General features: G+C 67.7%; 8 protein-coding genes and 1 pseudogene. All 9 read right to left on the bottom strand.

The annotated features are described in order from the left end of the window. Window positions 1-40: 40 nt before the first annotated feature. Complete coding sequence (locus AC3WL2_RS24460) at window positions 41-997, bottom strand: peptidylprolyl isomerase (protein WP_102685008.1); 957 nt, start codon at window positions 995-997, stop codon at window positions 41-43. Continuing rightward, window positions 994-1,470, bottom strand: coding sequence for a YbjN domain-containing protein (locus AC3WL2_RS24465; RefSeq protein ID WP_038706233.1), 477 nt, complete (start codon window positions 1,468-1,470; stop codon window positions 994-996). Before AC3WL2_RS24465 ends, AC3WL2_RS24460 begins: the two co-directional genes overlap by 4 nt. Before the next feature lie 28 nt (window positions 1,471-1,498). Beyond that, window positions 1,499-2,146 (bottom strand): DNA repair protein, encoded by a 648-nt coding sequence (locus AC3WL2_RS24470; RefSeq protein ID WP_102685009.1) that lies wholly within the window; start codon window positions 2,144-2,146, stop codon window positions 1,499-1,501. A gap of 15 nt (window positions 2,147-2,161) precedes the next feature. Next, window positions 2,162-3,859: a putative porin gene (locus AC3WL2_RS24475; RefSeq protein ID WP_102685010.1), complete on the bottom strand. Its 1,698-nt coding sequence runs from the start codon at window positions 3,857-3,859 to the stop codon at window positions 2,162-2,164. Window positions 3,860-3,897: 38 nt separating this feature from the next. Next, on the bottom strand, window positions 3,898-4,572 hold the full coding sequence (locus tag AC3WL2_RS24480; RefSeq protein ID WP_219730442.1) for an energy transducer TonB family protein: 675 nt from the start codon (window positions 4,570-4,572) through the stop codon (window positions 3,898-3,900). An 8-nt stretch (window positions 4,573-4,580) separates the two neighbouring features. After that, on the bottom strand, window positions 4,581-5,006 hold the full coding sequence (locus AC3WL2_RS24485) for an ExbD/TolR family protein (protein WP_102685011.1): 426 nt from the start codon (window positions 5,004-5,006) through the stop codon (window positions 4,581-4,583). A gap of 10 nt (window positions 5,007-5,016) precedes the next feature. Then, the gene (locus AC3WL2_RS24490; protein ID WP_102685012.1) at window positions 5,017-6,822 is read right to left on the bottom strand and encodes a DUF2341 domain-containing protein; all 1,806 of its coding nucleotides are present in this window, start codon (window positions 6,820-6,822) and stop codon (window positions 5,017-5,019) included. A 40-nt stretch (window positions 6,823-6,862) separates the two neighbouring features. Continuing rightward, a complete protein-coding gene (locus AC3WL2_RS24495; protein ID WP_256582692.1) occupies window positions 6,863-8,413 on the bottom strand; it encodes a ShlB/FhaC/HecB family hemolysin secretion/activation protein in 1,551 nt (516 codons plus the stop codon). Between the two features lie 280 nt (window positions 8,414-8,693). After that, window positions 8,694-9,096: pseudogene (locus AC3WL2_RS24500) on the bottom strand (transposase); the annotation flags it as partial. Window positions 9,097-9,238: the final 142 nt, after the last annotated feature.

The following is a 9,238-nucleotide window of genomic DNA, read 5'->3' on the forward strand; positions in this document are numbered from 1 at the left end:
CTCGCCTGGGCAGGCCCGCTTCTTCCATGGTTGTTGGCGACTAGCGGCTGCTTTCCAGCACCTGGTTGAGCGCCGCGCCGTCGATGCTGAGGGTGGCAGTGTCGAACATGCCCTCCACATAGGCCTTGGCCACCTGCTCCTGGCGCTGGGCGCGCAGCACCTGGCGCAGACGCGGGGCCACCTCGTCGAAGGTCGCCGCCCGGGGCGGTTGTTGCTCCACCAGCTTGATGATGTGATAGCCCGCCGCGCTCTGCACCGGTTCGCTGACGCTGCCCACCTTGAGTTTCGGCACCACCCCGCGCACCTCCGGCAACAGTTGCGCCAAGGCCTGCAGGCCGGTATCCCCGCCGTTGGCGGCGGTGCCGGCATCCTGCGAATGCTCGCGGGCCAATGCGCCAAAGTCCGCATCCGCGGCCTGGGCCTGCTTGGCAAGGGCCTGGGCCTGCTTGCGCACGGCCTCGTCATCCTTGGGGTTTTCCACCCGCAGGAAGATCTGGCTCAGGCGATAGCGTGCCGGCAGTTGCAAACCAGCCTTGCCTGCCTCGTAGGCCTGCTTGAGCTCAGCTTCGGTGGGGTAGTCGTCGGGCACCTTGCTCACCGAGTCGAGATAGTCGCGCAAGACGATCTGCTCGGTGGCCGCGCGGGTCTGCACCTGGATCTCCGGACGCTGCAGCCAGCCTTGGGCCTCGGCCTGCTGGTACAGGGCCTTTTCCGCCAAGCGGGCGCGGATCCAGGCCTCCAGTGCCGGTCGGTCGCCGCGCAGGCTGACGCGGGCCTCTTCGGGCAACTGGGCGAACAGCGCCTTGAGCTCGCCGCTGCCCACCTGTTGCTCGCCAAGGCGCGCCAGCACCGGGCCGTTGTCGGTGGCCACCAGGGTGGCGGGCGAAGCCGGGCGCGCCGCTGCCACCGGCTCGTCGCCCGGGCGCAAGGCCAGGGCGACTGCCACCGCGACAACGGCCAGCGCGCCAGCGCCGGCCCACAGGGTTCGCGCCGTCACGAAGCGCTCACCGCATCGCTGGCCACCTGCTCGGGCGCCGTTTCGGCGACATTGCGGCTGTAGTCACGCAGGTAGACGATGAATTCCTGCAGCAGGCGATCCCACAGCAACAGGCTGCCAAGCAGGTGCTTCTCGCTGACGCCGTCGGCAACCACCACGTCCTTCTCCATTACCAGGAACTCGCCCTGTACCGACAGGCGGGCGAAACGCCGGGTGGCGTTCCAGCGCTCGGCCAGGCCCGCGGGCAGCTCGCCCTGGATACGCAGCGCGCAACTGAAGGTGAAATCGAGGAACTCGCCTTCCTGGTTCAGCGCCCGGTTGCCGAAACGTACGGCGTAACCCACGCCCTGGCTGGCGCTGAGCAACTGCACCACGGCATTCTGCTCGGTGCGATTGACCCGGCAGCCGGCATCCTGCAGCAGCTTGGTCAGGGAGTCGGCGCTAACGGTTTCGATCAGGGTGACTTCGGTCATGTGCTTACTTCCTTGCGTTGAGAAAACGTCACTGGGTCACGCCCGTGGGGGCGTCGAACTGGCTTTCGTAGAGTCTGTCGCCATAGGCCTGGGCCAGTTCCTCGAAGCGGACCCGGGCCGAGCCGGCAAAGGGCTGGCGCATCTTCATCACATCGGCGATATCGACCTTCTCAAAGGCGGCCAGCATCTCCTTGGCCACCCCGTACATCTGCTGGTTGCGCGCCTGGCACTGCTGCACCTGGCCATCGCGCTCGGCCAGTTGTGCCTGCAGGCCGGCACGCTCGCTTTCCTTGGCGCGCGCCATGCCCAGCAGTTCGTCATAGGCCTGCTTGTACTTGTGCAGTTGTTCGGTGCTGCTGGCCACCAGCGCCTGGGCCTGGCTGTGCACGGCCTGCTGCTGGCCGGCGAGCTGTTCGCTCTGGCCGCGCGCCTTGGCCAGTTGCGCGGTCAGCTCGCGCACCTGGCCCAGGGCCGCGTCGCGTTGCTGTTCCGCCGCCTGGCGGGCGGCGCTGGCCTGGGCCTGCTCGCTCTGCAGGGCCTGCAGCTGTTGCGTGGTGCTGCGCAGCTGGGTGCGCAGGCGCTCTTCGAGGGTTTCGGCCGACGCCGAGGCGGCCAGGCTTGCGCCCAGCGCCAGCATCAACCAGGCGCAACGATGGCGATAGACTCCCTTGTTCATGCCCGTGCTCCTTCCCTAGAACCGCGTGTTGACTTCAAGTTGTAGCACATCGATGTCAAACGGCGCGCCGTAGACTGCCTCGCTACTCAACCAACGGGCTGTAGCGTAGACGTTGTCGGCCAGGCCGTAGTTGCCACCGAGGAAATAGCCCTTGGCGTTGGTGCCGCCGAGGTGGAAGCTCGAGTCGTTGAACCCGTCCGGCAGCGCGTCAGGCTCGATGCGCTTGTAGCCGGCGAACAGGTTCCAGTCGCCGGCCTTGCGCATGTCCAGGGCGTTGCCCAGGGTGAACTGCAACATCCAGGCGTCGCCGCCGCTCTTGATGTTGCCGTTCTCGTCGATGTTGTTGGCCAGCTGGCCGGCCGAACGCTTGCGCATGTCGCCCTCGTCGTAGGCCAGGTTGTGGATGTAGTTGGCCTGGCTGCGCAGCTTGAAGTCATGGGGCAGGTCGGCATCCCACACCAGGTTCAGGTCGAGCAGTTCGAACTCCGAGGCGATGCCGACGAACTGCGGCTGCGGCGTGGCCGCCGGGTTGGCCGGATTGGGCGTGATGTCGCGCAGCAGGAACACCGTGTTGCCCTTCTGCATGAAGGTCGGGCGGGTCTCGTCGCTGTCGCAGGCCGGCTGGCCATCCCAGGGCGCACAGGGGCTGGAGCGCTCGCCGGCGATGTCGTCGAAGCGGTAGTAGGCCATCGCGCCCTTGAGGCGGTGATGGTCGTTGAGCGCCCATTTCGCGCCCAGCTGCGCGCCGTACAGCCACTTGTTGTCGCTGTCCTCCTTGTCCAGGCCGTTGCTGCTGGCGCTGTCGTCGCTGTACTGCACAGGGAACGCGCCGACGGTGCCGAACAGGCTGAGGTCGCGGTTCAGCGGCTGGTTGAAGATCGCCGCCACGCCATCGAAGTTGAGGTCGTGGGAATAGAGGATGTCGGTGGACATGAACGGATTGGCGATGCGCCCGCCGGTCAACGTCAGTCGCTCGCTGGGCGTCCAGGTGACATAGCCCTGGTCGAGCCAGATGTCCTTCTTGGCGAAGCCGCCACCGAGGTTCTGGGTGGTCGACACCGGGTTGTTGTTGGAGCCGGTGGCGACGCGGATGCCGGCCACCCAGTTGTCCGCCAGCTGGGCCTTGAGGCCGAAGCGCGCGCGCAGGCGCAGGAGGCTGTCGCGGTCCTCGCGGGTGTTGAGCAGCGGCGGCAGGCTCGAGCCGCTGTTGGCGTTGACATCGTACGGGCCCTTGTCGTTGAGCTTGGCGAAGTCGACGATCTCGTTGCTGTTGCCGTCGGCATAGCCGCGTGACTCGTAGCGCAGGCGCAGGTCGCCGTCAAAGCTGATGCGCGAGGCCCAGTCGGGGAAAGTGTTGGGCGCGGCCCAGTTTTCCTGCTTGGCGGTGTTCATCACCTCGGCCTTGATCTCATCGCGGATCTGCTGGCGGACGATGGCCGGCACATACTGCACGCGCACTTCGCCGTTGGCCGCGGGGGCCTGGGCGACGATCGGCGCGGCGCTGACAGCCCGCGCCTGTTGGGCCTCGCGCTCGGCCTGGGCGATCAGCGCATCGGCCTTGTCCTGCTTGAGCACGCCCTGCTCCACCAGCAGGCGGATCAGGTTGACGGTCGCGTTCTCCGACGGCGCGGCGTGGGCGACGGCCGGACCGACCGCGGTGGCGGCGGCCAGCAGGCCGAGCGCCAGGGTCAATCGGTTGACTGGGCACTTCATGGGTTTGCAGCTCCTGTGGGTCAGTCGTGCTTCGTTGTTCATGGCCGGCGCCCCTGCAGGGCGATCTTCACCGGCAAAGTCAGGTTGGCGGGCGGGCGCTGGTCGAGAGCGCGGGCGCCGCGCAGGGCGGCAAGCACCTGGGCATCGACCTCGGGCTCGCCGCTGCCGCGCAGCAGCTCGACCCGGGTGATCTCGCCGGCGGCGCTGAGCCAGATCTCGGCCTGCAGGTTGAACACCAGGTTGCGCAGCTCGGGGTTGTCGCGCAGCAGGCGCTGGAAGGCATAGGCCAGGTACTGGCTATAGGTGCCGCTGCCCAGGCCGCCACCGCCGCCACCGGCCATGCCGCCGCCCTTGCCAGCACCGACGTTGAAGCTGTCGCCGCCCGCTTGGGCGTCGCCGTCCATCTGCATGGGGTCGGCCAGGTCCTGGGCCGGGTCCGGCGCGTCCTCGGCGGGCTTGACCTCCTCGGCCTCAGGCACCGGCTGCGGCTCGACGATCTTTTCCTCGACCGGCGGTTCAGGCTCCTTGGGCGGCTCGGGCGGAGGCGGCGGTGGAGGCGGCGGCAGCGGGATGATCGCCGGCACCTTGGGCGCCTCGCGGCGCACCCCGGCCATGTCGTTGGCCCACTGCCACAGCAGCCAGGCCAGGCCCGCGCCAGCGGCGGCGAGCACGGCCCAGGTCAGCAGGCGGCGGAAGTTGGCTTTAGGTTCCATGCCTGCCCTCACCCCTGGTTCGGCTTGCCGGTGACCAGCCCGACCTGGGCCAGTTCGAGACGGCGCAGCAGGTCGAGCACCTCGACCACTTTCTGATACTGCACACCCGCGTCACCGCGCACGATCAACGGGAAATCCGGGCTGCGCGCCTTTTCGCTGCGCAGGCGGTCCTCCAGCTCCTGCAGCGTCACCGGGTAGGCGTCGAGGAACACCTGGCCGGCATCGTTGATCGAGATCGCCTTGGTCTTGGGCTGGACCAGCGACACCGTGGCGCTGGCCTTGGGCAGTTGCACCTGGATCCCGGAGACCTGCGCGGTGGCGGTGAGGATGAACATCACCAGCACCACCATCAGCACATCCACCAGCGGGGTGATGTTGATGCTGTCGACCGCGGCGTCGGCGTCGTCGTCTTGGGCGTTGTTCACGGATGCCATGGCTGCCTCCTCACGCCGGGATCGACGGGTTGACGCTGCGCCCGGCCGGACGCAGCGCCGCGTCACCGGCCTGGCCCTCGCCGTGCAGCTCGGCCAGACGGGTGATGAACTCGTCGACGAACACCCGCATGTCGGCGCTGACTTCGCGGTTGCGCGTGGTCAGGCGGTTGTAGCCGAACAGCGCGGGGATGGCGACGAACAGGCCCATGGCGGTGGCCAGCAGCGCTGCGGCCATGCCCGGGGCGATGGCGTTGATGTTGACGTCGCCGGCCATGGCGGTGCCGAGGAACACCACCATGATCCCCAGCACCGTGCCCAGCAGGCCGATGTAAGGGCCGCCGGCGATGGCGTTGGACAGGGTCGACAGTTTCGCCGACAGCGCCTGGTTCTCGCGGGTGCGCACGCCGTCCATGGAGCAGCGGATGGCTTCGATGGTGGCCGCGGACACTTCACGGGTGTCGGCGCCCTGGGCGCGGCGGGTGCGAATTTCCTGCACCGCCACCAGGTACAGGCGCCACAGCGAGGAGTCAGTCAGTTGCTTATGCAGGTCCTGATCGTCGGCAAACTGCTCGAGGCGCGTGCCGACCGTGGCGAAACGCTCGCGAAAGCGCGTATTGGCGGCGGTGACGCGATTGAGCGTGCGCTGCTTGCGCAGCATGATCACCCACGACTGCACCATCATCAGCACCAGGACAGCGATGATCACCCAGGCGTCCACCGGCACCGCCTTGAGTAGGAAGCCCAGGCCGCCGAAGCCGAAGCCGGATTGTTCCTCGTCGACGCCATAGACCACCAGGCGCGACTCGGCACCCTGGGCCAGCACGTCGGCCTGCAGGCTGGCCTGGCTGCGGGCGACGCGGGAAACACGCAGCTCGTCCAGGGCGCCAACAAAGGTCGCGTAGTGGCCGGCGGCCTCGCCCTCGGCCGCTGGCAGGTCGCCACCGATGCCGATGGCGCCGCTGAAGGCCGCCAGGCTCGCGGCCAGTCGCGCGACCGGCTGGCCTTCGAGCAGCAGCGTGAGGTTGCCGCCCTCGCCCACCAGCGCCAGGTGCTGCCATTGGCCGGCGCCGAGCGCCTGATTGGCGGCGGCGCGCTGGCCGTCCACCTCGATGAAGGGCACGCCTTCGGCCAGGCCGAGCAGCAGGCTGTGGCCGGCCTCGCGGCGTGCCAGCAGCAGTTGCTCACCCACCGCCTGGTCCTGGCGCAGCCAGGTGCTGAAGCTGAACGCCGCGCCCGCCGGCAGTTGCAGCGAGGCGCTGGCGGGCAGTTGCAAGGCTTGTCCCCCGAGCTGGATGGCCCGGCCAATCACACCATCGACGCTGACCGTTGGCCCTTGCAGCTGGTTACCATAAGGGCTGGCGTCACGGGCGGCGGCACCGTCGAAGTGGTAGAGCGCGGTGTAGTCGGCGTCGAAGCTCGGCTGGCCGGCGGGTGCCTGGGCCTTGGGGTTGCCGTAGTACATCCACAGGTCCTGGCGCTGGCCAGGCTCGATACGCGGCATGTCGACCCAGATCAGCGCCATGCCCATCAGTGGATCGAACTGCTCGACATGGTGGTTGAGCACGGTCTTGTCGTCGGCAGCGACGAAGCGGATGTCCGCGCCGGTTTCGCTGACGCCGTCGAAGCTGAAGTTGCCGGTGTGCAGGCGCACCAGCAGCGCGGTGCGGCCCAGCGCCTGGGTCAGGCCGGCGCCCTGGGGCGTGGTGTCCACGGCGATCTGCTTGCGGTACATCCAGTCGTCCTGCCACCAGGCGCTGGCGCTGCCCGGCAGGGCGAAGCCCAGGCATAGCAGCAAGGTCAATATCAGGCGTTGCATGAGAGGTCTCCAGGCCGATGCCGGTCAGTAGGTCAATCGTTCAAAAAGTCGCCTGCACGCTGAAGTGCACGCGGGAAGCGTTCTTGTCGGTGTTGGGGCCGTCCTTGAGCGGCAAGGCCCAGTCGAGGCTGCCGGACAACCAGTCGTTGAGCGTGGCGCGGGTGCCGACGCCGACGCTGGCCAGGCTGTAGCTGTCGTCCTGTTCGGGCAGTGCGTCCTGCAGGCGCAACTGGGCACCCTCGGCGAACAGGTAGAAGCGCCAGTCGCTGATGTAGCTGCCGACGTAGCGGCCAATGGAGGGGGTGCGCAGTTCCTGGGAGAACAGCAGGCCGTCGTCCCCGGTGCGTTCGGCGGCGAGATAGCCGCGCACCGAGGTGGCGCCACCGGCGGCAAACTGTTCGTTCGACACCAACGGCCCCGAGGCCAGCTGAAAGGCCAGCTTGGAGGCGCTCTGCCAGGCGCCGGCGAAGTCGAAGGTGTAGCTGCCGTCGCCCTTGAGCGCGGCGAAGCTGGAGTCGGCGCGGTAGCGCTTGTAATCGAACTCGGAATCGTCGCTGCCATAGCCCAGCAGGCTGCGCGTCCCGGCCACCAGGCTCAGGCCGAGGCTCAGCTGGTCCTGTTCGGTGAAGCGGTAGCCGGTATAGCCCAGGGTGATCGGGGCGTACTTGAGCGGGACCTTGTCGCTGCTACCGCCCAGGCCGACCTGTTCGTCGAAGTCCTTGAAGTCCACGCCGATTGACAGGGCGTTGGCCCAGGCGCCGACGCCCGGCAGGTTGTAGATCGCCGAAACGCCGTAGGAATGGCCCTTGCCCAACACATTGGTACCGCCCACCGTGGCGACGTTGCTGTCGGAGTGGTAGCCGGAGAACTGCACGGTCCAGCGCTCGTTCAGCGGCGCGGCGTAGGACCCGGACCAGACCTCGGCGTTGTCACGGTCCTGGGGCGCGGTGAACCAGGTCAGCGAGACGCTGTGGCCGGCCTGCCAGAGGTTGTTGTAGCCCAGGCTGACGACACTGCGCAGCTTCTCGGTGTCGGCGCTGTGGTCGTTGTTCAGGCCCAGGCTCAGGTTCCAGGGTTGCTTGTCCTCGACCTGCAGGTCGACGTCCATGGTGCCCGGGCGCTGGCCTTCGCGCACCAGTGGCATGACCTGCCGCCCCGGGGCACGGTTGAGCGTGGCCAGCTCGTTCTGTACCTGGGCGAAATCGGGGACCTTGCCCTCCTCCAACGCCGGCACCTGTTCACGGATCTCCAGCGGCGAGTAATGCTTGGCGCCCACCACCCGCACGCGGCCGACCTTGGTTTCGCTCACCTGCAGGTAGACCACGCCGCCTTCGACCTTCTGCTCGGGCAGCTCGACGAACACCGACTGGTAGCCCCGGGCCTGATAGCTTTTCTGCAACGCCTCGCGGGCGCCTTCGAGGTCGGCCAGGGTCTTGTCCGGCCCCAGGTAGGGATAGACCGCCTCTTCGATGGCCTGGGCGTCGAGCACGGTGTTGCCGCGCACCACGTATTCGTTGATCTCAACCCGGCGCTGCGCCTCGTCCGCGGCCACCTCGACCGCCAGCAGGCACAGCAGCGCCCCTGCGCCCATGCCGCATCGCTTGAAGAAAAAATGCTCCACACCGCCCCCTTGAGCGCCAGGAATTCGTTGGTTTTCTAGTGGTTGTCGCTGGGTGCGGCCTGGCCTTGGTGGCGGGCCAGCCAGCTGTGCAACAGGGCCAGGTTGAGGCTGAACTCGGGCATGGCCTGCAGGCTCGCGCCGAGCACTTCGTCGACCATGCGCTGCAGCAGCGAAACGGCCATGGCGCTGCCCAGCAGCACGCCGAGGTCATGGCTGAACAGGCTGAAGTTCCACACCCGCGATTTCAGCTCCAGGCCGGTGAACCAGCGGAACAGCAGGTTGTAGTTGAGCTGCTCGTAGAGCTGCTTTTCGCTGGGCACCGAATACAGCAGCTGCAGGAGCAGCACATGCATCAGCGTGCGCGGGGCGATGATCATGCCCTGCTGCTCGGCCAGCAGCGCCAGCGCGGGCTGGTGCGCGTCCAGCAATGCCTCTATGCGCGGCTTGAGCAGCGCCAGCGAATGGCCGGGCGGCACGCAGCTGGCCACCTCGCGCAGGGCGCCCTGCCAGTCGTCCTGGGAGACGATCCATACCCAGGGGGCGCCGTAGCGGTAGACCGAGACGGGCTGCTTGCGGGCGGCCTCGACGATCTTGGCCAGACGCTGGTCGAGCTCCTGCATTCCCACTTTCGTGTAGCGTTCCATAGTGCCCATTGCCCCGCTCCCAGGCCGGTTCTCAAGGCTTCATCGGCCTGATGGCCAGGTGCCTTGTTGGTGTCCATGGCTTTGACGGGGGTGGCGGATTGCTACCGAAGTTTTGTCATGAAAGGTTCATCAGAGGGGGTGGTTTCGAGGG

This window comes from Pseudomonas sp. FW305-96 (genome assembly GCF_058783825.1).

Bases quoted from the DNA above. Each gene is read 5' to 3' on its own strand.
- AC3WL2_RS24465 (WP_038706233.1), bottom strand. From the start codon at position 1,470: ATGACCGAAGTCACCCTGATCGAAACCGTTAGCGCCGACTCCCTGACC.
- AC3WL2_RS24470 (WP_102685009.1), bottom strand. From the start codon at position 2,146: ATGAACAAGGGAGTCTATCGCCATCGTTGCGCCTGGTTGATGCTGGCG.
- AC3WL2_RS24475 (WP_102685010.1), bottom strand. From the start codon at position 3,859: ATGAAGTGCCCAGTCAACCGATTGACCCTGGCGCTCGGCCTGCTGGCC.
- AC3WL2_RS24480 (WP_219730442.1), bottom strand. From the start codon at position 4,572: ATGGAACCTAAAGCCAACTTCCGCCGCCTGCTGACCTGGGCCGTGCTC.
- AC3WL2_RS24485 (WP_102685011.1), bottom strand. From the start codon at position 5,006: ATGGCATCCGTGAACAACGCCCAAGACGACGACGCCGACGCCGCGGTC.
- AC3WL2_RS24490 (WP_102685012.1), bottom strand. From the start codon at position 6,822: ATGCAACGCCTGATATTGACCTTGCTGCTATGCCTGGGCTTCGCCCTG.
- AC3WL2_RS24495 (WP_256582692.1), bottom strand. From the start codon at position 8,413: ATGGGCGCAGGGGCGCTGCTGTGCCTGCTGGCGGTCGAGGTGGCCGCG.